The organism is Acinetobacter sp. YH01004 (genome assembly GCF_013420455.1).
GTDB classification, from domain to species: Bacteria; Pseudomonadota; Gammaproteobacteria; order Pseudomonadales; family Moraxellaceae; genus Acinetobacter; species Acinetobacter towneri.
The window spans coordinates 361800-384806 of the sequence record NZ_VOXZ01000002.1 but is presented as its reverse complement, the minus strand read 5'-3'; the positions used below and the strand labels follow the sequence as shown (position 1 = coordinate 384806).

The following is a 23007-nucleotide window of genomic DNA, read 5'->3' as shown; positions in this document are numbered from 1 at the left end:
ACGTGATGTTAAATCACGTAAGTAATAAGTGTTTTTTGTGAATCACGTCATCTTATGTTGATTTTTCACTCAAATAAAAAGTCTCTTATTCATGTGAATAAGAGACTTTAAAATATTTGTATCTACAAAATGCTTAGAAGCGGAATACACCCAAGCCAGCTTTCACTTCATCTAAAGTTTGCTGGGTAATATCACGGCATTTGTCGGTGCCTGTTTTCAAAATATCCATAATGTAGTCAGGATCTTTAGCAAGTTCGATACGACGTTCACGGATCGGCCCAATCAATTCTTTTAGAATGCCTTCCAAACGCTTTTTCACCGTACCATCGCCCAAACCACCACGACGATAATGCGCTTTCAGTTCTTCAAGTTCTTCTTTGTTGGTATCGAAGGCATCTAAATAAGTAAATACTACGTTGCCTTCAACCTGACCTGGGTCTTCGATACGCAGGTGATTTGGGTCGGTGTACATTGCATTGACAGCTTTTTTAATGTCTTTGTCTGTGGCATCTAACACAATGGTATTGCCCAGTGATTTTGACATTTTCGCTTTACCATCAAAACCAGGTAAACGTCCGACATTTGACAACAATGCCTGACATTCAGGTAGCAAGTCATGACCAATTTGACGATTCACCCGACGCACAATTTCATTGGTCTGTTCAATCATTGGAATTTGGTCTTCACCTACAGGAACGACCGTTGCTTTAAATGCAGTAATATCGGCTGCTTGAGCTACAGGGTAGCACAGGAAACCTGCAGGAATATCACGCTCAAAACCACGCATCTGAATTTCAGATTTAATGGTTGGGTTACGCTCCAAACGTGCCACAGTCACGAAGTTTAAATACAACATGGTGAGTTCGTTTAATGCAGGCAGGCAAGATTGCACGCAAATGGTGGTTTTTGTTGGATCAATCCCCACCGCTAAATAATCGGTTGCTACCTCAATAATATTACGACGGACTTTTTCAAAGTTATCGGCATTGTCAGTTAAGGCTTGAGCATCGGCAAGTAACAGATGTTGATGATGTGAGTCTTGTAAACCTACACGTGAACGTAAAGAACCCACAAAGTGACCTAAATGTAGTTGTCCAGTTGGACGATCGCCTGTCAAAATCACAGGACGATTATCTTGATTACTCATTTTTTATTCCAAGTCGTATCTACGACATCTATGTACCGATGAATTGCTACATTGTAAGGCATAACATTTTTCAATGTCACTTCCTTAAGTGAGTTGAATAGAATTTACTGTAAAAAATTTTGCTGTAAAAATTAATGAAGTAAATACAGACCCTATATAAATTCAGTTTTAAAATAACTTGAAAATCATATAAGGATAACAACGCAATGGCGAGCAGCTTATTACTTTTATTAGATGACATTGCAACAGTTTTAGATGATGTGGCAGTTATGAGCAAAATGGCTGCAAAAAAAACCGCAGGGGTTTTGGGCGATGATTTGGCGTTGAATGCGCAGCAAGTCAGTGGTGTACGTGCAGAGCGTGAGTTGCCTGTGGTATGGCGTGTGGCTAAAGGTTCATTCATCAATAAGCTAATTTTAGTACCGCTCGCGTTATTAATTAGTGTCGTTGCGCCGTGGTTAATCAATCCTTTATTGGTGGTTGGTGGTCTATTTTTAAGTTATGAAGGTGTGGAAAAAATCATGCACACCTTACAACACAAAAAAGCCCAAACGGCTAAAGAAGCGCAACTTGAGCTAATTCAAACTGAGCAAGACCTTGCGGCTTATGAAACCGAAAAAATTAAAGGTGCTGTGCGTACTGACTTTATTTTATCGGCGGAAATTGTGGTGATTTCTTTGGGGACTGTAGCTGCGGCAGGCTTTCTAACCAAAGTGACAGTATTAAGTTTAATTGCGATTGCCATGACGGTGGGTGTCTATGGGTTCGTTGCGTTAATTGTCAAAATTGATGACATTGGTTTATACCTCACAGAACAAGCTGCCAATTTTAAACAACGTATTGGGAGTGGTTTACTGGCATTTGCTCCAATTTTAATGAAGACTTTATCTGTGGTGGGTACTGCAGCGATGTTCTTGGTTGGTGGAGGAATTATCAATCATGCTATTCCTTTTGTGCACCATTTCACAGAAGATACGGTAGAGTATGTACAAGACATCCCAACGATGGGCAGTATTGTAGGTTCAGTCACGCCAATGTTGATGAACCTTGTCGTGGGTATTTTGGCAGGCATCTTGGTGGTGATTGTGGTCGCACTTGTTCAAAAAGTGTGGTCAAAGTCTAAATCGGCTTAATCTATTATCAGAGTTTAAGAGAAGGATAAGAATAATGCGTTGGAAAGGTCGTCGAGTTAGCACGAATGTAGAAGACCGCCGTGGTGGCGGTGGAGCAAAAGCGGGCGGTATCAGTATTTTGGGCTTAGTGGTGGCCTTTGTTGCATGGAAGTTCTTTGGCATCGATCCGCAATCGGCTTATCAAGCGACCAAGCAAGTCACCTCACATGCGCAAAGTGCTGAAACTAAAGGTTTAGATAATCCAAGTCCTGAACAACAAGAGGCGATGGAGTTTGTGGGCACTGTTTTGGCCGATACAGAAGATACGTGGTCACAAGTGTTTCAGCAGCAGTTAAATAGCCAATATATACCACCTAAACTGGTGTTATTTACAGGTGTGGTCAATTCTGGCTGTGGTACGGCACAATCGGCAATGGGGCCATTTTATTGTCCTGCCGATCAAAAAGTATATATTGATACTTCATTCTTCCAAGCCATGCGTCAGCAAATGGGCATTGGTGGTGAACAAAATCAGACTGAATTAAGCCGAAATGATCAGGCGGGCGATTTTGCTCAAGCCTATGTGGTGGCGCATGAAGTTGGGCATCATATTCAGACCATTTTAGGGATTTCAGAACAAGTGCATAAAGCACGTCAGCAAGTCAGCGAAGTACAGGGTAATCAGCTTTCGATACGTCAGGAATTACAAGCGGACTGTTTATCGGGAGTGTGGGCGCATCATAACCATCAACGTACTCAATTCCTCGAACAAGGTGATATTGAAGAAGCAATGGATGCGGCACATAAAATTGGCGATGACTATTTACAAAAACGTGCACGTGGGCAAGTCGTGCCTGATAGCTTTACGCATGGTACCAGTGCACAGCGCGTACAATGGTTCCAGACTGGCTTAAAATCAGGCTTGATCAGTGATTGTGATACATTCAATGCCGCAATTTAACTGACTTAAAAATCAAGTTTTATAAACAAAAGGAGTGCTGCCAGTCGCTCCTTTTTTATAGGCTAAATGAATGCGAGTGGATAGATGCAAACAACGTTAAGCCGTAAACCGAGTGATGAATTAGCACACATGATTTTGAACGTGGTGTGTTTGATTCCAGCAGGTCAGGTTGCGACCTATGGGCAAGTGGCACGCCTAGCGGGTCTGCCCAAACATGCACGTTTGGTCGGTTATGTCCTCAGGCATTTATCGGCAGAACATACTGTGCCGTGGCATCGGGTGATTAATGCGCAAGGAAAAATTAGCCTAAGCAAACTAAACGCCCAAGGAGAAAATATACAAACTTTAAAATTACAGGAAGAAGGGATTGTGGTAATTGCAGAAAAGGTGAATTTAAAACAATACCAATGGCAGAATTAAACTGAGCTGCTAAATCGAGCGTTTAATATTGAGATATGGTGATACTGAGAAAATTTGCTGAATAGAGTGCTGCAAATAAAAATTTTAGAACAAACAAAGAAATCTAAATGAGAGGGGAAGTTCCTCACTTCCGTAGAAATGAGGAACACGCAATCTTATTGACGTACAACCAATACAGGTGTTGTACCTTCACTTAGGATGCTTTGCGCAACGCTACCTAAGAATAATTTTTTCAAGCCAGTGCGGCCATGTGAACCAATCACGATAAGGTCAGCATTTAAGTCTTTTGCAGCATTGGTAATTTCGCGTGCAATTACTTGACCTTCAAGTAGTTTAGTTTCAGCTTCAACACCTTGTTCAGTGAATTTTTGCTTTGCTTCTTCTAAAGTTTTTACGATAGAAGCGCGAGCGCGTTCAATCAAGTCATTGGTTTGGTTTGCAGTGATGTATTCTGCAGCAATATACGGGTCAAGTGTAAGTACTTGTACCACAGTGATTTTACTACCAAATGCTTTTGCAAGTTCAGCAGCTTTTGCAACAGCGGCAAAAGAAGTTTCAGAACCGTCCACTGGTACGAGGATGTTTTGGTAAGCCATGAGTGTTTCTCCTTATTGTAATTTCAATACTTTAATAAAATATTCGCTCTGAGTCCTGTCTTATCTTACGCTGAATTCATATAGAATAAAACCCAGTAATTTCATAAAGATAATTGAGTGCTGTAAGTCCTTATTTCACCTTAATTTAGCATGAAATTATGAAGCTGTGCTTTCAATTCAACTAAAGTTTTAGTCATTTTTTGTTTGCGTGTTTGTCAAAAAATCGATCAGTTGATTGACATCATTACTCTGCAATTGTTCGCGGATTTTCAGTAAATATTTTTCATCAAAATCATACAGTTTTAGCGCCAAAAGTTGAGCAATCTCTGTTTCACTAAAGCGGTATTTAATTACTTTGGCAGGCACACCTGCCACAATAGCGTAAGGCGGTACATCTTGCGTAACCACTGCACCTGTCGCCACAATTGCACCTTCGCCTAGTTCAACACCTTGCATAATCATGGCGCGACTGCCAATCCAGCAGCCATCGCCAATTGTGGTATCACCTGCCGCAACAAAACTGCGAGTATCAAACGGAAAAGCCGAAACCCAGTCACTGCGATGCAATTGATTGCCACCCATCATAATCACGCATTCCGCACCAAAACAGACAAAATTGCCAATATGTAATTGATCAATTGGCTTGTCTGCTGTTGCAGGTTTGTCATGTAAATAACGCACCACACAACGTTCAAAACCCTGATCCCAATAGGCTGAATAATAAGAGTAATTGCCTTTGATGTGGATGTTGGGGTTTTTCACAGTTTTGGAGATGAACTCAAATTCGCACCAGTGTTTAACAGGGGAATTAATCAGCGTTTCGGACATCGTTTTTTCGTGTGGAGAGATGATGGGATTATATCTGAAATTTTGAACCTCTCCCTAGCCCTTTCCTAGAAGGAGAGGGAATGTTCAAAATATTAGTTGACCACTACACTTTAGTGATTTGAAAGCTTAAAGTATCTATCTTAAAAAATTCCACAAATACATAAAAACATTTTTAACACTGTTTGGAAATAAGAATCCCCAAATAGCAAAAAAGAGTGATGATGCCAATACGATACTGACAGGACTGGTTTGTGTATTGATAAAGAGTCCCCAGACTGGAATTAAAATCAGTCCTAACACAGCCCCAGAAAGCGCATAAACAAATGCATGAATGATGCGATTTTCCATCTTATTTTCCTCTATTTTTATCGCAGTATAATCTATAAGCTCGGCTGTATGATTTATAGGCAATAAAAAACCCCTCAAAGAGGGGCATCGCGTGTAGTCATCTTTATTAAAACTTAAAGATATTCTACATTCACAATTTCATATTCCACTTCGCCTTGCGGAGTGACAATTTTGGCTTCATCGCCTTCATTTTTGCCCAACAAACCGCGTGCAATAGGCGAATTCACTGAAATTTTATTGATTTTAAAATCAGCTTCATCATCACCTACAATTTTGTAGGTTTTTTGCTCTTCGGTGTCTAGGTTTTCAATGGTCACAGTCACACCAAAAACCACACGTCCGTTTTGTTCCAATTCTTTAACATCAATTACTTGGCAAGCGCCTAATTTACCTTCGATGTCTTGGATACGACCTTCGCAGAAACCTTGCTGTTCACGTGCGGCATGGTATTCAGCATTTTCTTTTAAATCGCCATGTTCACGCGCTTCTGCAATCGCTGCAGTAATACGTGGACGTTCAACCGATTTAAGTTGTTGTAATTCTTGCTCTAAAGCGTGTTTACCTTCAGGCGTCATAGGATAACGTTGCATGTTGTCCCTCTTTAAAAATATTGAAGTCTATAAATGAAAAAAGCCCGCCACCCGAAAGGTGACGGGACTTTATTGAAATGTATTAACCTACAGTAAGATCTTGCAGGCGATATACATCCATTGGTAATTTAATCGCTAAGGCTTGGCATACAGCATCTGCGCCATTCAAGGTCGTGGTGTAATACACTTTACCTTGCAATGCAGAACGACGGATTGAGAATGAATCCTGCTGAGCTTGTTTGCCTTCAGAAGTATTGATGATGAGGTGAATCTCACCATTTTTCAAGCGGTCTACAATGTGTGGGCGACCTTCAGTCACTTTATTCACACGTTCACACTCAATACCTGCATCGGTGATGACTTTATGCGTACCACCCGTTGCAACAAGTTTGAAGCCAAAATCAGCCAATTGTTTTGCAATACGCGCCACATGCGGTTTATCTGACTCACGTACAGATAAGAATGCATGTTTTACTTCGCCTTCAGTTGGGATTCCTGGTAAGCGATCATTCGAGCCTAACACAGCTTTATAGAATGCTTCACCAAAAGTTTTGCCCACACCCATCACTTCACCTGTAGATTTCATCTCAGGCCCAAGCACAGGGTCTACACCAGGGAACTTGTTGAATGGGAACACAGCTTCTTTCACAGAGAAGTGTTGCGGAATAATTTCTTTAGTAAAGCCTTGTGCTTCTAAAGATTGACCTGCCATACAACGTGCTGCAACTTTAGCCAATGATTCGCCAATACACTTAGAAACGAACGGAACAGTACGTGATGCACGTGGGTTCACTTCCAAGATATAAACGTCATTGCCTTTCACTGCAAACTGTACGTTCATTAGACCAATAACGCCCAACTCTTTTGCCATTGCAACAGTTTGACGACGCATTTCGTCCTGTACTTCATCTGACAATGAATAAGGTGGAATTGAACATGCTGAGTCGCCAGAGTGAATACCTGCTTGTTCGATGTGCTGCATAATACCGCCAATCACCACATCTTTACCGTCAGATACGCAGTCTACGTCAACTTCAATCGCATCATCCAAGAAACGGTCTAACAGTACAGGTGCATCGTTAGATGCTTGAACTGCATCACGCAAGTAGCGTTTCAATTCTTCTTCGTTATACACGATTTCCATTGCACGACCACCCAATACATAAGATGGACGAACAACGAGCGGGTAACCCACTTTCGCTGCTTCTGCGATACCTTCTTCAGCAGATTTTACAATGCTGTTGTTAGGCTGACGCAATTGCAGACGTTGAATCATTTGCTGGAAACGCTCACGGTCTTCTGCACGGTCAATTGCATCTGGTGATGTACCAATAATTGGCGCACCTGCCTCTTCTAAAGCGCGTGCCAATTTCAATGGAGTTTGACCACCGTACTGTACGATAATGCCTTTTGGCTTTTCAGTACGTACGATTTCAAGTACATCTTCCAAAGTAATTGGTTCAAAGTACAAACGGTCTGAAGTGTCGTAATCGGTAGATACTGTTTCAGGGTTACAGTTCACCATGATGGTCTCAAAACCATCTTCACGCATTGCAAGCGCAGCGTGTACACAGCAGTAATCGAATTCGATACCTTGACCAATACGGTTTGGACCACCGCCAATCACCATGATCTTGTCTTTCGCTGAAGGATTTGATTCACACTCTTCATCGTAAGTTGAATACATATATGCTGTGTCAGATTCAAACTCTGCAGCACAGGTATCCACACGTTTGTAAACTGGGGTTACGCCCAAGTTCCAACGGTGTTTACGGAATTGCTTTTGTGAAATTCCCATCAAGTTCGCAATACGCAAGTCAGATAAACCTTTACGTTTGAACGAACGGATGTTGTCAGCGTTTAGATCGCCAAAACCTAAAGTTTTGATTTCATTTTCAGTGTTCACGATGTCTTGAATTTGAATTAAGAACCAACGGTCAATTTTGGTCGCTTCAAAAACTTCGTCCAAGCTAAAGCCATGACGGAATGCGTCAGCCACGTACCAAATACGCTCAGGGCCTGGAACTTTTAATTCAACTAAAATTTTGTCGCGTGCGCCTTCAGCACCCACTTCAATTTGTTCGTCAAAACCACACGCACCAGTTTCTAAACCACGAAGCGCTTTATTTACAGACTCTTGGAAATTACGGCCAATTGCCATGACTTCACCTACAGATTTCATCTGTGTGGTTAAAGTCGCGTCTGCTTGCGGGAACTTTTCAAAGTTGAAACGTGGAACTTTAGTGACAACGTAGTCAATTGATGGTTCAAATGCCGCAGGAGTGGTACCGCCTGTGATGTCATTTTTCAGTTCATCAAGGGTATAACCCACAGCCAATTTCGCTGCAACTTTTGCAATTGGGAAACCAGTGGCTTTAGATGCAAGTGCAGATGAACGAGATACACGTGGATTCATCTCAATCACAACCATACGACCAGTATTCGGGCAAATACCGAACTGAACGTTAGAACCACCTGTTTCTACACCAATTTCACGAAGTACCGCTAAAGATGCATTACGCATCAATTGGTATTCTTTGTCCGTCAAAGTTTGCGCAGGAGCAACGGTGATTGAGTCACCAGTGTGCACGCCCATTGGGTCAAAGTTTTCGATTGAACATACGATGATACAGTTGTCGTTTTTATCACGTACAACTTCCATCTCATATTCTTTCCAACCAATAAGTGATTCATCAATCAATAATTGTTTGGTTGGAGAAAGATCGAAACCGCGTTCACAGATTTCAAGGAATTCTTCTTTGTTATATGCGATACCGCCACCAGAACCACCCATGGTGAATGATGGACGAATAATCACAGGGAAGCCAAAGCGAGATTGAATCTCAAGTGCTTCTTCCATAGATTCAGCAATTGCTGCTTTTGGACACTCAAGACCAATTTTGCGCATTGCTTCATCAAACAATTTACGGTCTTCGGCTTTTTCAATCGCGTCTTTGGTTGCACCAATTAATTCAACATTGTATTTGGCTAAAATACCGTTGGCATCTAATGCAAGCGCACAGTTCAATGCAGTTTGACCACCCATGGTCGGAAGTACTGCATCTGGACGTTCTTTTTCAATGATTGCTGCAACAGTCTGCCAAGTGATTGGCTCGATATAAGTTGCATCTGCCATTGCAGGGTCAGTCATGATGGTCGCAGGGTTCGAGTTTACCAAAATAACGCGGTAACCTTCTTCACGCAGCGCTTTACATGCTTGAGCACCAGAATAGTCAAACTCACAAGCCTGACCAATAACAATAGGACCAGCACCAATAATTAAGATGCTTTTAATATCCGTACGTTTAGGCATTATTTCGCTCCTTAATTACTTCTTAGCGGCTTCAATAAGTTCGATGAAATGATCGAACAAGAGTGCGCAGTCATGTGGACCTGAACTTGCTTCTGGGTGACCTTGGAAGCTAAATGCAGGCTTGTCTGTACGATGAATACCTTGGTTTGTGCCATCGAACAATGAACGATGCGTTGAACATACATTGCTTGGTAAGGTGCTTTCATCTACCGCGAAGCCGTGGTTCTGAGAAGTAATCATCACTGTACCAGTTTCTAAGTTCTGTACAGGATGGTTTGCGCCGTGGTGACCGTGTGGCATTTTCATTGTTTTTGCACCTGATGCAAGTGCAAGAATTTGGTGACCTAAACAGATACCAAATACAGGAGTATTCGTGGTTTCTACAATTGTTTTTACAGCTTCAATTGCGTAGTCACATGCAGCAGGATCGCCAGGGCCATTTGACAAGAAAATGCCATCTGGGTTTAACGCAAGGACTTTTTCAGCAGGGGTTTGTGCAGGAACAACGGTTAATTTGCAACCGCGGTCTGCGAGCATACGCAGGATGTTGGTTTTGACACCGTAATCGTATGCAACCACATGATATTTAAGTTCAGGTTGAGTAAAGCCTTTGCCAAGTTCCCATGAACCTTCAGTCCATTCAAAACCTTCAGGGTCGCAGCATACTTTTGCAAGATCTAAGCCGTTTAAGCCGCCAAATGCACGTGCTTTTGCAATTGCTTCTTCTTCAGTGATATTTTCACCAGCAAGAATACAACCGTTTTGCGCACCTTTGGAACGTAAAATACGGGTCAATTTACGGGTATCAATATCGGCAATTGCAACAACATTGTGTTGTTGTAAGTATTCGCCTAAAGATTGAGTAGAACGGAAGTTACTGTGTAATAAAGGCAAATCACGGATAATTAAACCGTTTGCCCATACTTTATGAATTCGACCTGACTCAACATCTTCATCATTGCAACCAGTGTTCCCAATATGTGGGTAAGTTAAAGTCACAAGTTGTTGTGCATAACTCGGGTCGGTCAAAATTTCTTGATAGCCAGTCATGGCAGTGTTAAAAACGACTTCACCAGTCGTGCTTCCCGTTGCACCGATAGACGTACCTTTAAAGATTGTACCGTCGGCGAGGGCTAAAATGGCGGGGGTGCTCAAACCAAAGCTCCTGAACTAAAACCACAAAAATAGGGCTGTAAAAAAGCGAGTAGACGAAAAAAAAGGAAGGTCAATATTTAAACCTACCCTCCTATGTCTGCTCGCTTGAACTTAACATTGCATTATACGCATGAGCTCGCCAAAAGTCCATTGTGAATCTAACGAATATGTAAGATAAAAGACTTGCTTTTTTTGCTAGGTTTATGTTTTAGCGTGTAGTCCAAATGTAAGCAATCTACGATTGTTAGACAATCCAAAACCCATTTGAGTCTAAATTGCCTTATGCTTAATTTATAAACAACAACGACCTTGGGTAAAAGCGAATGACTGAACAAGATAAATCAGCCACTGAACCACAAAACAGTGCAATCAAAGCAGTAAGTGAAGGCGCTGAAAAGCTTGAAAAAGTAACGCATGATGCCAAAGAGCAGGTGCTTGATGTGGTTGGAGAAACGCAAGAAAAACTTCAAGCCGAAGCAAAACAACTCAATGCCAGCGTGCAAGAGCAATTGGGTCAGTTAAAGCAAGATGTGTTGCAAAAAATTGAAGCTTTAAAAGCACAATTTGGCAGTTCACCTAAAGATTTGGGCGAATTAAAAGACTTTGTAAAAACTGAATTTAGCGCAATTATTGAAGATCTTTCTAAACTTGGTAAAGAGTTGAAAGAAGATGTCAGCAGCATTTCAGTAAAACACAAAGATCAATTGGCTGAAACTTTTAAGCGTTCTAAAGAGCACACACTAGAAGCGTGGAAAAAAGTAAATCCATCAAAAACTGAAACTAATGATGAAACTGATCAAGCATAATCCAGTTTAATCTGTTGCTGATTCAGCCATAAAAAAAAGTGAGGTCATGCGCCTCACTTTTTTATTTAAATTTCTTGCTCAAACCAAAAACTAGTTGTTTCAATCTAAACTACTATTAATCACAGTTAGAACTGATGTAGCCAATCGCGCTTATTGTGAAAATCGGCGGCAGGGCTGCTGTGTTGCATGGCATAAAACTGCTCGCCCTGACTGGTTTTTAATACAGCTGTGAGCCCAATAAACAAATCTGTCCATTTCAGTTTATGTTTCAGTATAAATTCGGTTAAATCCAAACTGACATTTAAACCGTAATGCGTACGTTTTAGCTGATTCAACTCAATATCATAAGCGGCCACAGGTGGCATTTGCTCAGGATAACGATATTCTTCAAAGGCATAGGCTTGCCAAGCTTGAGAAGGGGAGAGATTGATTTCACGATAAAAATCTTCGCCCTGAACGCCAATGAAAATTTCAAAGCAGGTCTGTTTCCACAAAAAGTCCTGACGTGGATGTGAAGCTACCAATGCAGGCCATTCGACCCATTGATTCGGATCACGCAGCCAATAACCTACATTTAAGCTAAACGGACTTTGTTGTTCAATTGCACCGACCAAAGAAATCGCTTGAAACTGACGATCAAAGGCGCTGAGTTCGTAACTTGCCATATAAGCTTAGTTAGACAAATGAGCGTGACGAACTAAATTTGACAACTTGGCATTTTGTTTTGCTGCTTTTTTATAAAGTAAAGCAATTTTACCAATTGTTTGTACCACTTCAGAACCTGTTGCTGCAGCAATTTCAGTAATTACAGCTGCACGTACTTCACGGTCTTCACCACCAATTTTAACTTTAATCAATTCGTGATCGTTTAAAGCACGGTTGGTTTCTTCAATTACATTTTCAGTCAAACCTTGACCGCCAACCATCACTACAGGGTTAAGTGCATGACCAATTTGACGTAAACGCTTGCGTTCCTGAATAGAGAGAGCCGCCATAAAGATAACCTAATTTTAAAAACGGCTTAGTATAACAAAAGCCAATTTGAAACGCTGTAAATTCTATGCAAATAATCCGCGATCTTGCAGCAGTACAAAAATATCAAAATTGAACATTTGCTTAGGTTTATCCATTAGTGATGAGTGTGGTTTTTTATGCCACAGTACAGAAATAAGCGATGGATTTAATAGAAAAAACTTGTCAGTTATTGGCATTTAGATACAGATGTCTACTGCAAGCTTGCTAATTTTCACGTACAATCGCAATTTAGATGGCTATTCGTTACTAAGAGAGTTATGGCAACACGCATTACCAACCAAAAGTTATCCAAAAGTAGTCGTGCGTGGATGAGAGAGCACCTAGATGATCCCTTTGTGAAAAGAGCGCAAAAAGAAGGGTATCGTGCACGTGCTGCATACAAACTACTTGAGATTCAAGAAAAATATAAACTGATCAAACCTGGCATGACGGTGGTGGACTTGGGAGCAGCACCAGGCAGTTGGTCGCAAATCGCAGGGAAACTTGTCGGCGACAAAGGTTTGGTGATCGCTTCCGATATTTTGGAAATGGACGCATTACCAGATGTGACCTTTTTACAAGGTGACTTCCGCGAAGAAGAAGTGTTCGAAAAATTGTTAAATATTTTAAACGGACGCACGGTAGACGTTGTAATTTCCGATATGGCCCCCAATACATCAGGTAATAAAGCTGTAGATCAACCGCGTCAAATTTACTTATGCGAGTTGGCGCTCGATTTTGCCAACCGTGTATTGGGACCCAATGGCCAGTTTGTGGTCAAAGTGTTCCAAGGTTCGGGGTTTGACGAATTTCGTAAACAGGTCGTGGACAGTTTTGATGTTCTAAAGACAGCAAAACCCGCTGCTTCACGGGCGCGTTCCAAAGAAGTATTCCTTATTGGACAAGGACGTAAAAAAGCGTCTAAATAAAGTTTACTTGCCAAGCCGTTAAAAATTGTGCATTTTGTACGTTTTTAATGAATTGTCTAGCTGATCTTCAGCTTTTTGAATGAAAGGTCACCCAGTAACGGGCATGATCAAATTAGATTGATATGGGAATAAAGCTTTGAGCGATCTCTTCAAGAATGCCGTATTGTGGCTGATTATACTTGGTGTGCTGATTCTAATTTTCAGCAACATCAATAACAGTGAAAAGCCAACTGCAATGAACTATTCAGAGTTCGTTACAGCGGTGAATGCTGGTCAAATTAAGCAAGTCACAATTGATGGCGAAAGAATTAGTGGCGAAAAAGTCAACGGCTCGTCCTTTGAAAGCATTCGTCCAGCAGTTCAAGATCCTGAACTGATGCCGAATCTGATTAAAAACAACGTTGTTGTTGAAGGTACTGCACCTCAACGTCAAGGTTTGTTAATGCAACTATTGATCGCAAGTTTCCCTGTACTTTTAATCATTTTGTTATTCATGTTCTTTATGCGCAACATGGGTGGCGGTGCAGGTGGTAAAAACGGCCCGATGAGCTTTGGTAAATCTAAAGCCAAAATGTTGTCTGAAGACCAAATTAAAGTCACATTTGCCGATGTAGCAGGTTGTGACGAAGCAAAACAAGAAGTGGTTGAAATTGTAGATTTCTTAAAAGACCCTGCTAAATTCAAGCGTTTAGGTGCAACTATTCCTAAAGGTGTGTTGATGGTAGGTCCACCGGGTACAGGTAAAACCTTATTGGCCAAAGCCATTGCAGGCGAAGCCAAAGTTCCATTCTTCAGCATTTCTGGTTCTGACTTCGTTGAAATGTTCGTGGGTGTAGGTGCTTCTCGTGTTCGTGATATGTTTGAGCAAGCTAAACGCCATGCACCATGTATCATCTTTATTGATGAGATTGATGCGGTAGGTCGTCACCGTGGTTCAGGTACAGGTGGTGGTCACGATGAACGTGAGCAAACACTTAACCAAATGCTTGTTGAAATGGATGGTTTTGAAGGCAATGAAGGCATTATTGTTATCGCTGCGACAAACCGTGCCGATGTACTGGATAAAGCTTTATTGCGTCCAGGTCGTTTTGACCGTCAAGTAATGGTTGGCTTGCCAGACATTAAAGGTCGTGAGCAAATTCTGAATGTTCACTTGAAAAAACTGCCTTCAGTTACAGGTGTAGATGTCAAAGTCTTGGCACGTGGTACACCAGGCTTCTCTGGTGCGCAATTGGCGAACCTTGTGAATGAAGCTGCATTGTTTGCTGCCCGTCGTAATAAAAATACGGTGGATATGCACGACTTTGAAGATGCTAAAGATAAGTTGTATATGGGCCCTGAACGTAAGTCGATGGTGCTGCGTGAAGAAGAACGTCGTGCAACGGCTTATCATGAAGCAGGTCATGCGATTGTTGCTGAAATGCTGCCGGGTACAGACCCTGTGCATAAAGTAACGATTATGCCGCGTGGCTGGGCATTGGGTGTGACATGGCAATTGCCTGAACATGACCAAACTAGCCATTATAAAGACAAAATGCTGAACGACTTGTCTATCTTGTTTGGTGGTCGTATTGCAGAAGAAGTCTTTATTAATCAAATGTCGACAGGTGCATCGAATGACTTTGAGCGTGCGACTAAATTAGCACGTGCGATGGTGACCAAATACGGTATGTCTGACAAGTTAGGCGTAATGGTCTATGAAGATGATACACAACAATCATTCATGGGTAGTTTAGGCAGCCGTACCATTTCTGAAGCCACCCAGCAACAAGTGGATGCTGAAGTTCGTCGTATTATTGATGAGCAATATAAAGTTGCCCGCGATATTTTGGAAAATAACCAAGACATTGCCCACGCAATGGTAAAAGCATTGTTGGAATGGGAAACCATTGATCGTGACCAAATCCGTGACATTATGGAAGGTCGTGAGCCACAGCCACCGAAGGTGTATATTGCAGACAATCCTGTGATTGATGTAACACCAACCGATGGTCCAAGCACACCGCCACCATTACCAGCGAGCTAATCAGTTCACATAATGTTAAAAAGAGTCTTTGTATAAAGGCTCTTTTTTTATTCGTGTGGTTTATGCGCCGTTGCAACAGGAATATTGGTAATGTTGAAGCGCACTGAAAAGAATTCCACATCTTTAAAATTAGCCTTGTTAAAATAAGCTTTTCAAATTGAAAGGAAGACCAGCATGCAGCTAATGCCATTACCCAAACGTGTATTGCAATGTGGACGTTTGCGTTTAGATTTATCTCAGCCGCATGTGATGGGAATTCTAAATGTGACACCAGACTCGTTTAGTGATGGTGGGCGACATAATGAAAAAGATGCTGCTGTGGCGCGTGCTTTGGAAATGATAGCCGAAGGTGCAACCGTGATTGATATTGGCGGTGAGTCTACACGTCCGGGGGCAAGTCCTGTGAGTGTAGAAGAAGAAATTCGTCGTGTGGTTCCTGTGGCGGAAGCCTTATCTGCTTATGATGTGGTACTTTCGATTGATACGTCACAGCCCGAAGTGATTCGTGCTGCCGTAGCTGCGGGGGCGCATATCTGGAATGATGTACGTGCGCTGACCCGTCCAAATGCGTTGCAAACAGCTGCTGAGTTAAATATCCCCGTGATTATTATGCACATGCGTGGTGAACCGACCACCATGAACAATTTAGATCAATATGATGATGTCACTGCAGATGTGATTGCAGAATTGCAGCAACGTGTCGCTGATGCTTTGGCGGTAGGGGTCAAGCCTGAAAATATCATGATTGATCCAGGTTTTGGTTTTGCGAAAAATGCACAACAGAATCTGAAATTGTTAAATGAGTTGCATCAACTTAATGGTATGGGGTATCCAATTTTATCGGCATTGTCCCGTAAACGCTTTATTGGTGAAGCTTTGGGTGGGGCAGAGCCAACACAGCGTGCAGTTGGTTCTGTAGCGGCACATTTACTCAGTATTCAGCAAGGTGCTTGTATGGTGCGTGCGCATGATGTGAAAGCCATGTCTGACGCCATTAAAGTCTGGCAAGCAATGCAGTTGGCAAATTAATCGCAGTATGCAAATTGGGGCGAAGCTAGAATTAAAGCCTTGCTTATGCTATATAGGCACGCTTGAATCTCTGTATTTTTGAGTGCCTGTATGTTTGCAGATTTACTTCTCCCGATGTTTGATGATGAGTTTTATCCTGATATTTTAGTTGCTGAGTTAAAACAACTGATTCAACAGTTTGCAAAACACGTGTCTAAATCCAATTTATCTGAAACCGATATTTATCATTTTGCAGATCAGACCGTGCAAGCCATTAATAAAATGAAACCACAATTTGAAGATCTGGATTCAGATTTGGACGATACCGCAGCAGATTATATTGCTGAGGCGATGATGATGGTGCTGCAAGATCAAGGCTATTTCGAGATTGAAATGGAAGAGTTGATTGCAACGAGAGAGTGGTGATAGGTCACTCTCTTTCAGCTTTAATTTATGGGTGATTCAATAAATCATCTAAAACATCATCCAAATGGCAACTTTGCTGTGTATGTAGTTCTGCAATTTCCCGAACATTCAACGTATATAGCCCATTATGTTCATTCGGCTGTGCAATTAAATTGACCCAAAACTTTGTATTTTGTTGCAGCAAAGTTTTGAGTTGCTTTTCTTCTTCAGGATTTTGGAAATTTAATAAATATAAATTGTTGCCTAAGCTGCAACGACGTAATTGTAATTCTTGATTTTTATATTGCAATGTTCCTGCAAAAACATCATAAAATTCTGCATCAGTTTCAATTGGGTTTACGGATTCGGTTGCTGACTCAAGGCTGGGATTTTGTGCATGGCTTGCAAAACTGAGCAAGCAGCATAAACAGATCACCCATTTGAAAGAGAAGATAAAGCGTTGTAGAGACATTTCAAATCATCGGCACATAAATGTTATTGTTTTCAATATTATATTTTTTAGGCATAAAAAAACCAGCTTAATGCTGGAGTTCTTTATTTGCACCATTTGAATGATTTGATTCATTAGAATGGTGCCCGAGGCCAGACTCGAACTGGCACGCTTTGAGGGCGGGGGATTTTAAATCCCCTGTGTCTACCGATTTCACCACTCGGGCATGTGCGCAATAATAGAGGACGAAATAAAACTTGGCAAGTAAATTTATTTACAATTGCTTTCTTTTCAATCAATTCAACTTATTAGCTTGAAAAAAGTTCGGTTTGAAGCATATTTCTGCTGTTTGTCATCAATATTTCATGAATTTGAGATCAAAGCGAAATCATAAATTTCTATGTTGAGCGCTCAAGAAAAATAAAAGGAATATTCATGAACATTCGCTTAACTCGCCGAGAGCTGATTCAAAAAAGTTTGGCTGGTTTTGGGGCGTTGTCATTGCCAGTCGCATTAACTGCATGTGGTGATGACAATGAAAATACAGCAGAAAATGCATTAAAGGTGCAGTTTTTGCATGGTGTCGCCAGTGGTGATCCGCTGCATGATCGTATTATTTTATGGACACGTGTAACGCCAAGTGACATGGCAGCATGCATTGAAGTGGTTTGGGAAATTGCCAGCGATGAGGCGTTTAAGCAATTGGTAAATACTGGCAAAGTACAAACCAGCGCAGCGCAAGATTTTACTGTTAAAGTGGACGCAGATCGTTTACAGGCAGGGACTAAATATTATTACCGTTTCCGCTTTGGTAATACGGTTTCTGCTATAGGACAGACCAAAACCTTGCCACAACGCAGCGATCAAGTGAAATTTGCGGTCTGTTCTTGCTCGAACTATCCCGCAGGTTATTTTCATGTGTATAAAGAAATGGCACAGGAAAACAATCTGGATGTGATTATTCACTTGGGTGATTATATTTATGAATATGGACAAGGTGGCTACGCGACTGACGATGCAAAACAGTTAGGACGTACCTTTGCTGCAGACAATGATAAAGAAATTATCAAGTTAGATGATTATCGTAAACGTTATGCTTTATATCGTACCGATGCTGATTTGCAGACTGCTCACCAACGCCATCCATTTATTGTCATTTGGGATGACCATGAACTCAGTAATGATACTTGGGAAGCGGGTGCAGATAATCATCAAGAAGGTGAAGGCAGCTTTATAGAACGTAAAATTGCGGCATTACAGGCTTATTTCGAGTGGATGCCAATTCGTCCAGTTGCAGAAAATGATCATTTGAATATTTATCGCCAGTTTGATTTTGGTGGTTTGGTGAATCTGATGATGCTGGATACGCGTATTTTGGCGCGTCATAAGCAATTAGATTATGCTAACTATATGACGGCAGAAGGTATTGATGCTGCTAAATTTCAGGCAGATTTATTTAGTGATCAACGCACATTGATGGGTGGAGTTCAACGAGAATGGTTGCAAAAGCAGTTGGGGCAGTCTAGGGCTACTTGGAATGTTTTGGCTCAACAAGTGTTGATGGCGAAAATACTGATTCCACAAGAACTGTTATTGCCTTTAGCGAAAATCACCAATGGTGATCAGCAACCTGAAACACTTGCACAAATGAAGCAGAAAATTACAGAATTGGTCACGCTGAAATTGCGTTTAAAAGCGAATGATCCAACTTTGACAGCAGTAGATAAGGCACGTTTGTATGCGGTTGCACCTTATAACCTCGATGCTTGGGATGGTTATGCCTACGAGCGAGAAGTTGTGTATGGGACATTGCAGCAACTTGGGAAAAAAGCAGTGGTGTTGGCAGGTGATACTCACAATGCTTGGGCTGCAACCTTGCATACACATGAAACAAATCATGAGGTTGGGTTGGAATTCGCGACCAGCTCGGTATCATCGCCCGGAATTGAGTATTACTTAAATGTGCCTGCAGACGAAATGGCAGCGTTGGAATATGCCTTTCAAGAACTGATTGATGAACTGGATTATTGCAACTTAAATCAACGTGGTTATTTAACGGTGACTTTTGATCGTGCGCAAGTGGTTGCAGATTGGAAGTTTATAGATACGGTTAAGGCACGTGAATACAAACTCGATGATACGCGTGGTCATCAACAGAAGTATGGTGTAGACTTAAAACCAATCATTGATGTCGCTAAAACTACTTAAAATTGGTGTGATATTTACAGAAAACCGAGTCTAAGTTGCTCGGTTTTTTTTGATGATTAAGCGGAGGTTTTTAATCGAGTTTATCTTGAATATAACTGTCTAAATCTATGTATTTAATGCTTTTACATAAATTGTGTTCAACCTGCATCAGTTGTTGGTGTAACTGAATTGCATGTTGATATTGCTGATTCAATTGGGCAAAACGAGGGCTATTTTTATTGGAAAAATACATCCGATATTGAATTTTAGCAGCTTGACGATATGACCAATACGCAGCACGGCGAAATTGCGTTAAGCAATATTTTTGTTCAAGGCTTATGTGGTCACGGAACATATTCTCTTTATAGAAACGTACAAAACCAAAACTGATGCAGAAAAAGAATAAAATCCCTTGCAGAATTGCACTCTGAAAATAGGCGAAATTTACCGCTTGTAGCAGAATCAATACTGCTATTTTTATGGTGGCATGTTGCTGTAGTTGATACCACGATGCCGAACTGTGTTTAATTTGATACAACACATAAGGTAGAAGCAGCATAAAACCTAACATGATGGCTAAAATCGCCAATGCCTTGGCTTGAAAGGCATCGTACTGCGGTGCAAAGTTTTGAATCCCGTGCGCCAGACTGATTGAAATAGGAATAAAAATCAGGCAGGCCAAGACCCATGGAATCATTTCTTTCCAATCATCCAGCATGCCTTTGCTTTGAATAAAACCATAAAACAAAATATTTCTTTTAAATGCAGCAGGGTATTGTTGTTGCAATTGCTGCAAATCAAGAAGCGCTTGTTTAGGGTTCATAGAGGCATCATTGAATATTGAATAAAGAGGGGAAAACCTAAAATTTAGGCATAAAAAAACCAGCTTAATGCTGGGTTCTTTATTTGCACCATTTTAATCTATTTTAAAATGGTGCCCGAGGCCAGACTCGAACTGGCACGCTTTGAGGGCGGGGGATTTTAAATCCCCTGTGTCTACCGATTTCACCACTCGGGCATAGTTTTACAAGATTGGAGGCGGAGGTCGGAATCGAACCGGCGTCCACGGAGTTGCAGTCCGCTGCATGACCACTCTGCCACCCCGCCGCGTCTTGTGATGCGTATATTAGCAAGCTCTGAAAAAAAAACAATACTATTAAATGAGCAGATGCACATTAATTCGACATATAGAATAAAATAGTCTAAATAATCATGTATTATTTGCAAAATTGATTCATATCAACATTTGGAGATGTGCCGTGGCATTAATTTTAGACGGTCGTGCATTGGCAAAACAAATTGAAGCTGATCTGTTAACACGTGTAGAAGCGTTAAAAGCAAAATCAGGTCGTACCCCAATTCTAGCGACTATTTTGGTCGGTGATGACGGTGCATCTGCAACTTATGTACGCATGAAGGGCAATGCTTGCCGTCGTGTGGGCATGGATTCTTTAAAAGTAGAATTGCCAACAGAAACCACCACAGAACAATTATTGGCAGAAATTGAAAAATTGAATGCCAATCCTGATGTGCATGGTATTTTGTTGCAACACCCAGTTCCTGCGCAAATTGATGAGCGTGCTTGTTTTGATGCGATTTCACTTGCAAAAGACGTAGATGGTGTGACCTGTTTAGGTTATGGTCGTATGGCAATGGGCGAAGCTGCATATGGTTCTGCAACACCTGCAGGCATTATGACCATTCTTAAAGAAAAAAACATTGAAATTGCAGGCAAACATGCCGTTGTTGTGGGGCGTTCGGCAATTTTAGGTAAACCAATGGCTGCGATGCTTCTTGAAGCCAATGCAACAGTAACCATTTGCCATTCACGTACCCAAGATCTTGCAAGTTTTGTGAAACAAGCGGACATTATTGTTGGTGCGGTTGGTAAAGCTGAATTGATTCAAAAAGACTGGATCAAACCAGGCGCTGTGGTTGTTGATGCAGGCTTCCATCCACGTGATGGCGGTGGTGTTGGAGATATCCAATTGCAAGGCATTGAAGAGATTGCTTCTGCATATACGCCTGTACCAGGTGGCGTTGGCCCAATGACGATTACAACTTTGATTCGTCAAACGGTTGAAGCGGCTGAGAAAGCGTTAGGTTGATGAAGACCTCTCCCTAACCCTCTCTTGCGCTTCAATTTAAAAGCAGTGCTTTAAATTTTGCTCAGGAGAGGGGAAATTCATTGTGAAAATAATGGATGCTCCTTCTCTTGCGCCGTATACGGCTCAGGGAGAAGGCTGGGATGAGGGCTTAAAAATTCTCTCCCTAACTCTCCTAAAAAAGAGTGGGGAATTCATTGTAAAAATAATGAATGCCCCCTCTCCTTTAAAAAAGCAGAGGGAACTTTTTAAATTAGAACGAATAAAAATCCAATGAGCTGTACCTTTCAATTTCCTAAAGCCCCTGAACATCTTTTAGATGCTTTACATGATGTAATTCCAAATTGTGAATTACTGGCACAGCAATTGCCTGAAACGCCTATTTCACTTTGGCTTATTCCACCAGTATTTCCTACCGACAAGCTAGATGATGAAGTGATTCGTCGTATTTGGAATGATACGCCGTACTGGATTTTCTGTTGGGCTTCAGGACTTGCAATGGCGCAATGGTTATTGGCAGAACCGCAGCAAGTAAAAAATAAAGTCGTTTTAGACTTTGGTGCAGGTTCGGGCGTGGTGGCGATTGCTGCAAAAATGGCAGGTGCCAAACGGGTAATTTGTTGTGATATTGACCCCATTAGCCTTGCAGCCTGTCGAGCCAATGCTGAATTGAATGATGTGGTGCTTGAATATTTAGATGATCTATACAAAGCAGAACAAGTGGATGTATTGTTGGCTGCCGATGTACTTTATGATCAATGCAATCGCTTTTTTTTAGATGAGTTCTTAAAGTTCGCCCCAGAAGTTTGGGTGGCAGACAGCCGAGTGAAAAACTTTAGTCATCCACAATATATAAAAATAGATGAACGCAGCGCGACCACATGGCCAGATTTGGATGAAGCCAAAGAGTTCCGTAATGTGAGTTTTTATAAGACGCGATAACTCATCACGTCTTATAGGAAGCCAGTTTTGTGGCGCGAATTAATTGCAGCTATAACGCACAATGCGCAGTGTGCTTGGGCGAGCATCTAAGGCCTGACGTGTAGCATAGTTTTCACTGCTATGTAGCTCAGGTGTGTTCGATAAGCCAATAGAGGTGCGGCTTTGCCCAAGTTGGCGACCATACGGGTCTTGTTGGTTGGCTGCAGGATTCACCACTTCATTAATACTTAAAATCCGCAATTGATAAGTTTTATGCGCACCAAGTTCTTTTTGGCAGGCACGCTGTAATTTACTTTCATCGCGCTGTTGGTTTTGACGTCCTGCAAGAGTGTAGGCTAATACTGCGTTGCGATCAGTTTTGCTTTCGACTTTATAGCCAATAAAACTATTCTCGTTTTGCTCAGGCAAACTTTGACAAGCGGATAAACCTAACCCAAGTCCCGTCATAGCCAAAATAATCATTGTATTCTTCATGGTTTTATTCATGATCATGTCTCATGTTTTGATGTCATTTCATTCTTGTTTTAAGTATGCCATAGCTGAGTGGACAAAGCATGGCTTTGTTGGTGATGTGGTAGGCTGTCTATATTGGGGGTGATAAGTGTGTTTTGATGATGTCATGTTTTTACTTTGAATCTTCGTATTATTTAGTATTTACACATCA

The 23007-nt window shown here is 41.4% G+C and carries 23 protein-coding genes and 3 tRNA genes; 11 read left to right on the top strand and 15 right to left on the bottom strand.

The window, feature by feature from the left end; genetic code table 11:
• Positions 1-133: 133 nt before the first annotated feature.
• The gene (gene trpS, locus FTT71_RS02300) at positions 134-1147 is read right to left on the bottom strand and encodes a tryptophan--tRNA ligase (RefSeq protein ID WP_004972183.1); all 1014 of its coding nucleotides are present in this window, start codon (positions 1145-1147) and stop codon (positions 134-136) included.
• 206 nt (positions 1148-1353) lie between these two features.
• Here trpS and FTT71_RS02295 point away from each other — a divergent pair, with 206 nt between their 5' ends.
• The 3 genes from FTT71_RS02295 to FTT71_RS02285 all read left to right on the top strand — a co-directional run bounded on the left by FTT71_RS02295 (position 1354) and on the right by FTT71_RS02285 (position 3640).
• Positions 1354-2280 carry a DUF808 domain-containing protein gene (locus FTT71_RS02295; RefSeq protein ID WP_004972181.1) on the top strand — a complete coding sequence of 309 codons (927 nt, stop codon included), beginning with the start codon at positions 1354-1356 and terminating at the stop codon, positions 2278-2280.
• 34 nt (positions 2281-2314) lie between these two features.
• Positions 2315-3220, top strand: coding sequence for a neutral zinc metallopeptidase (locus tag FTT71_RS02290; RefSeq protein ID WP_096901006.1), 906 nt, complete (start codon positions 2315-2317; stop codon positions 3218-3220).
• Positions 3221-3304: 84 nt separating this feature from the next.
• Positions 3305-3640: an MGMT family protein gene (locus FTT71_RS02285; protein WP_004972177.1), complete on the top strand. Its 336-nt coding sequence runs from the start codon at positions 3305-3307 to the stop codon at positions 3638-3640.
• A 155-nt stretch (positions 3641-3795) separates the two neighbouring features.
• Here FTT71_RS02285 and FTT71_RS02280 read toward each other — a convergent pair whose 3' ends face one another.
• The 6 genes from FTT71_RS02280 to carA all read right to left on the bottom strand — a co-directional run bounded on the left by FTT71_RS02280 (position 3796) and on the right by carA (position 10470).
• Entirely contained in the window at positions 3796-4236 is a 441-nt protein-coding gene (locus FTT71_RS02280) for a universal stress protein (RefSeq protein ID WP_004972175.1), read from the bottom strand.
• A 189-nt stretch (positions 4237-4425) separates the two neighbouring features.
• The gene (locus FTT71_RS02275; protein ID WP_096901002.1) at positions 4426-5064 is read right to left on the bottom strand and encodes a CatB-related O-acetyltransferase; all 639 of its coding nucleotides are present in this window, start codon (positions 5062-5064) and stop codon (positions 4426-4428) included.
• Between the two features lie 135 nt (positions 5065-5199).
• Positions 5200-5412 (bottom strand): hypothetical protein, encoded by a 213-nt coding sequence (locus tag FTT71_RS02270; protein WP_004972171.1) that lies wholly within the window; start codon positions 5410-5412, stop codon positions 5200-5202.
• Between the two features lie 113 nt (positions 5413-5525).
• The gene (gene greA, locus FTT71_RS02265) at positions 5526-6002 is read right to left on the bottom strand and encodes a transcription elongation factor GreA (protein WP_004972169.1); all 477 of its coding nucleotides are present in this window, start codon (positions 6000-6002) and stop codon (positions 5526-5528) included.
• 82 nt (positions 6003-6084) lie between these two features.
• A complete protein-coding gene (carB, locus tag FTT71_RS02260) occupies positions 6085-9315 on the bottom strand; it encodes a carbamoyl-phosphate synthase large subunit (protein ID WP_004972166.1) in 3231 nt (1076 codons plus the stop codon).
• 15 nt (positions 9316-9330) lie between these two features.
• Positions 9331-10470 (bottom strand): glutamine-hydrolyzing carbamoyl-phosphate synthase small subunit, encoded by a 1140-nt coding sequence (carA, locus tag FTT71_RS02255; protein WP_154320968.1) that lies wholly within the window; start codon positions 10468-10470, stop codon positions 9331-9333.
• A 323-nt stretch (positions 10471-10793) separates the two neighbouring features.
• Here carA and FTT71_RS02250 point away from each other — a divergent pair, with 323 nt between their 5' ends.
• A complete protein-coding gene (locus tag FTT71_RS02250; protein WP_180160680.1) occupies positions 10794-11276 on the top strand; it encodes a hypothetical protein in 483 nt (160 codons plus the stop codon).
• 125 nt (positions 11277-11401) lie between these two features.
• Here FTT71_RS02250 and FTT71_RS02245 read toward each other — a convergent pair whose 3' ends face one another.
• Both FTT71_RS02245 and yhbY read right to left on the bottom strand, forming a co-directional pair.
• Positions 11402-11941 carry a DOMON-like domain-containing protein gene (locus FTT71_RS02245; protein ID WP_154320967.1) on the bottom strand — a complete coding sequence of 180 codons (540 nt, stop codon included), beginning with the start codon at positions 11939-11941 and terminating at the stop codon, positions 11402-11404.
• Positions 11942-11947: 6 nt separating this feature from the next.
• Positions 11948-12271: a ribosome assembly RNA-binding protein YhbY gene (gene yhbY, locus FTT71_RS02240; RefSeq protein WP_004972158.1), complete on the bottom strand. Its 324-nt coding sequence runs from the start codon at positions 12269-12271 to the stop codon at positions 11948-11950.
• Positions 12272-12568: 297 nt separating this feature from the next.
• On the opposite strand from yhbY, the gene rlmE reads away from it, so the two are divergent.
• The 4 genes from rlmE to FTT71_RS02220 all read left to right on the top strand — a co-directional run bounded on the left by rlmE (position 12569) and on the right by FTT71_RS02220 (position 16679).
• Positions 12569-13219 (top strand): 23S rRNA (uridine(2552)-2'-O)-methyltransferase RlmE, encoded by a 651-nt coding sequence (rlmE, locus tag FTT71_RS02235; RefSeq protein WP_004972157.1) that lies wholly within the window; start codon positions 12569-12571, stop codon positions 13217-13219.
• Positions 13220-13355: 136 nt separating this feature from the next.
• Entirely contained in the window at positions 13356-15245 is a 1890-nt protein-coding gene (gene ftsH, locus FTT71_RS02230; RefSeq protein ID WP_004972155.1) for an ATP-dependent zinc metalloprotease FtsH, read from the top strand.
• A 174-nt stretch (positions 15246-15419) separates the two neighbouring features.
• On the top strand, positions 15420-16274 hold the full coding sequence (gene folP, locus FTT71_RS02225; RefSeq protein ID WP_218946016.1) for a dihydropteroate synthase: 855 nt from the start codon (positions 15420-15422) through the stop codon (positions 16272-16274).
• Positions 16275-16364: 90 nt separating this feature from the next.
• The gene (locus FTT71_RS02220) at positions 16365-16679 is read left to right on the top strand and encodes a DUF5713 family protein (protein WP_131260668.1); all 315 of its coding nucleotides are present in this window, start codon (positions 16365-16367) and stop codon (positions 16677-16679) included.
• A gap of 25 nt (positions 16680-16704) precedes the next feature.
• On the opposite strand, the gene FTT71_RS02215 is transcribed toward FTT71_RS02220, so the two are convergent.
• Positions 16705-17130, bottom strand: coding sequence for a hypothetical protein (locus FTT71_RS02215; RefSeq protein WP_167845853.1), 426 nt, complete (start codon positions 17128-17130; stop codon positions 16705-16707).
• A gap of 119 nt (positions 17131-17249) precedes the next feature.
• Positions 17250-17335 (bottom strand) — tRNA-Leu (locus FTT71_RS02210).
• Positions 17336-17544: 209 nt separating this feature from the next.
• Here FTT71_RS02210 and FTT71_RS02205 point away from each other — a divergent pair.
• Positions 17545-19317, top strand: coding sequence for an alkaline phosphatase (locus FTT71_RS02205; RefSeq protein ID WP_180043626.1), 1773 nt, complete (start codon positions 17545-17547; stop codon positions 19315-19317).
• A gap of 70 nt (positions 19318-19387) precedes the next feature.
• Here FTT71_RS02205 and FTT71_RS02200 read toward each other — a convergent pair whose 3' ends face one another.
• From FTT71_RS02200 to FTT71_RS02190, 3 genes are all read right to left on the bottom strand, one after another.
• Positions 19388-20119 carry a hypothetical protein gene (locus FTT71_RS02200; protein WP_096900995.1) on the bottom strand — a complete coding sequence of 244 codons (732 nt, stop codon included), beginning with the start codon at positions 20117-20119 and terminating at the stop codon, positions 19388-19390.
• Between the two features lie 109 nt (positions 20120-20228).
• Positions 20229-20314: transfer RNA gene (locus FTT71_RS02195), tRNA-Leu, on the bottom strand.
• 15 nt (positions 20315-20329) lie between these two features.
• A tRNA-Cys gene (locus FTT71_RS02190) sits at positions 20330-20403 on the bottom strand.
• 152 nt (positions 20404-20555) lie between these two features.
• Here FTT71_RS02190 and folD point away from each other — a divergent pair.
• Positions 20556-21404, top strand: coding sequence for a bifunctional methylenetetrahydrofolate dehydrogenase/methenyltetrahydrofolate cyclohydrolase FolD (gene folD / locus FTT71_RS02185; RefSeq protein ID WP_004972142.1), 849 nt, complete (start codon positions 20556-20558; stop codon positions 21402-21404).
• Between the two features lie 270 nt (positions 21405-21674).
• Positions 21675-22343: a methyltransferase gene (locus FTT71_RS02180; protein WP_004972140.1), complete on the top strand. Its 669-nt coding sequence runs from the start codon at positions 21675-21677 to the stop codon at positions 22341-22343.
• A gap of 39 nt (positions 22344-22382) precedes the next feature.
• On the opposite strand, the gene FTT71_RS02175 is transcribed toward FTT71_RS02180, so the two are convergent.
• Entirely contained in the window at positions 22383-22817 is a 435-nt protein-coding gene (locus FTT71_RS02175; RefSeq protein ID WP_131260784.1) for a hypothetical protein, read from the bottom strand.
• Between the last annotated feature and the right edge of the window lie 190 nt (positions 22818-23007).

Bases quoted from the DNA above. Each gene is read 5' to 3' on its own strand.
- trpS (WP_004972183.1), bottom strand. From the start codon at position 1,147: ATGAGTAATCAAGATAATCGTCCTGTGATTTTGACAGGCGATCGTCCA.
- FTT71_RS02295 (WP_004972181.1), top strand. From the start codon at position 1,354: ATGGCGAGCAGCTTATTACTTTTATTAGATGACATTGCAACAGTTTTA.
- FTT71_RS02290 (WP_096901006.1), top strand. From the start codon at position 2,315: ATGCGTTGGAAAGGTCGTCGAGTTAGCACGAATGTAGAAGACCGCCGT.
- FTT71_RS02285 (WP_004972177.1), top strand. From the start codon at position 3,305: ATGCAAACAACGTTAAGCCGTAAACCGAGTGATGAATTAGCACACATG.
- FTT71_RS02280 (WP_004972175.1), bottom strand. From the start codon at position 4,236: ATGGCTTACCAAAACATCCTCGTACCAGTGGACGGTTCTGAAACTTCT.
- FTT71_RS02275 (WP_096901002.1), bottom strand. From the start codon at position 5,064: ATGTCCGAAACGCTGATTAATTCCCCTGTTAAACACTGGTGCGAATTT.
- FTT71_RS02270 (WP_004972171.1), bottom strand. From the start codon at position 5,412: ATGGAAAATCGCATCATTCATGCATTTGTTTATGCGCTTTCTGGGGCT.
- greA (WP_004972169.1), bottom strand. From the start codon at position 6,002: ATGCAACGTTATCCTATGACGCCTGAAGGTAAACACGCTTTAGAGCAA.
- carB (WP_004972166.1), bottom strand. From the start codon at position 9,315: ATGCCTAAACGTACGGATATTAAAAGCATCTTAATTATTGGTGCTGGT.
- FTT71_RS02250 (WP_180160680.1), top strand. From the start codon at position 10,794: ATGACTGAACAAGATAAATCAGCCACTGAACCACAAAACAGTGCAATC.
- FTT71_RS02245 (WP_154320967.1), bottom strand. From the start codon at position 11,941: ATGGCAAGTTACGAACTCAGCGCCTTTGATCGTCAGTTTCAAGCGATT.
- yhbY (WP_004972158.1), bottom strand. From the start codon at position 12,271: ATGGCGGCTCTCTCTATTCAGGAACGCAAGCGTTTACGTCAAATTGGT.
- rlmE (WP_004972157.1), top strand. From the start codon at position 12,569: ATGGCAACACGCATTACCAACCAAAAGTTATCCAAAAGTAGTCGTGCG.
- folP (WP_218946016.1), top strand. From the start codon at position 15,420: ATGCAGCTAATGCCATTACCCAAACGTGTATTGCAATGTGGACGTTTG.
- FTT71_RS02220 (WP_131260668.1), top strand. From the start codon at position 16,365: ATGTTTGCAGATTTACTTCTCCCGATGTTTGATGATGAGTTTTATCCT.
- FTT71_RS02215 (WP_167845853.1), bottom strand. From the start codon at position 17,130: ATGTCTCTACAACGCTTTATCTTCTCTTTCAAATGGGTGATCTGTTTA.
- FTT71_RS02205 (WP_180043626.1), top strand. From the start codon at position 17,545: ATGAACATTCGCTTAACTCGCCGAGAGCTGATTCAAAAAAGTTTGGCT.
- FTT71_RS02200 (WP_096900995.1), bottom strand. From the start codon at position 20,119: ATGAACCCTAAACAAGCGCTTCTTGATTTGCAGCAATTGCAACAACAA.
- FTT71_RS02180 (WP_004972140.1), top strand. From the start codon at position 21,675: ATGAGCTGTACCTTTCAATTTCCTAAAGCCCCTGAACATCTTTTAGAT.
- FTT71_RS02175 (WP_131260784.1), bottom strand. From the start codon at position 22,817: ATGAAGAATACAATGATTATTTTGGCTATGACGGGACTTGGGTTAGGT.